This is a genomic window from Leclercia adecarboxylata (genome assembly GCF_035787115.1).
GTDB classification, from domain to species: Bacteria; Pseudomonadota; Gammaproteobacteria; order Enterobacterales; family Enterobacteriaceae; genus Enterobacter; species Enterobacter adecarboxylatus_E.
Genome location: NZ_JALKTL010000020.1, coordinates 1 through 1,016 on the forward strand (window position 1 = coordinate 1; position 1,016 = coordinate 1,016).

The 1,016-nt window shown below is 53.2% G+C and carries 1 protein-coding gene; it reads right to left on the minus strand.

Annotation, left to right across the window (positions count from 1 at the left end):
- Positions 1-1,016: elongation factor Tu (gene tuf / locus MXM41_RS22645; protein ID WP_325934483.1), on the minus strand; the 1,016-nt coding region annotated here is incomplete at both ends.

The window sequence follows — 1,016 nt, forward strand, 5'->3', positions numbered from 1 at the left end:
GCGATTGGGTGGATCAGGGTAACAACCATCTTGATGTTGTCGCCTGGCATTACCATCTCAACGCCTTCTGGCAGTTCGATGGTACCGGTCACGTCAGTAGTACGGAAGTAGAACTGTGGACGGTAGCCTTTGAAGAACGGAGTATGACGGCCGCCTTCGTCTTTGGACAGGATGTACACTTCAGATTCGAACTTGGTGTGTGGCTTGATGGAGCCTGGCTTAGCCAGAACCTGACCACGTTCGATTTCTTCACGCTTGATACCACGCAGCAGAACACCAACGTTCTCACCAGCACGGCCTTCGTCCAGCAGTTTGCGGAACATTTCAACGCCAGTACAGGTAGACTTGGCAGTCTCTTTGATACCAACGATTTCAACTTCTTCGCCAACTTTGATGATACCGCGCTCTACACGACCGGTAACAACGGTACCACGACCGGAGATGGAGAATACGTCTTCGATTGGCAGCAGGAACGGCTTGTCAATCGCACGCTCTGGCTCAGGGATGTAAGAATCCAGGTAGCCTGCCAGTTCGATGATTTTCTCTTCCCACTCAGCTTCGCCTTCCAGCGCTTTCAGAGCAGAACCACGAACGATTGGGGTGTCGTCGCCCGGGAAGTCGTACTGGGACAGAAGTTCACGAACTTCCATCTCAACCAGTTCCAGCAGCTCTTCGTCATCAACCATGTCGCATTTGTTCAGGAACACGATGATGAAAGGAACGCCTACCTGACGACCCAGCAGGATGTGCTCACGGGTCTGAGGCATTGGGCCGTCAGTCGCAGCAACAACCAGGATCGCGCCGTCCATCTGCGCAGCACCGGTGATCATGTTTTTAACATAGTCGGCGTGGCCCGGGCAGTCTACGTGTGCGTAGTGGCGAGTCGGGGTGTCATATTCAACGTGAGAAGTGTTGATGGTGATACCACGAGCTTTTTCTTCTGGTGCGTTATCGATCTGGTCGAAAGCACGAGCAGCACCGCCGTAGGTTTTAGCCAGTACGGTAGTGATTGCAGC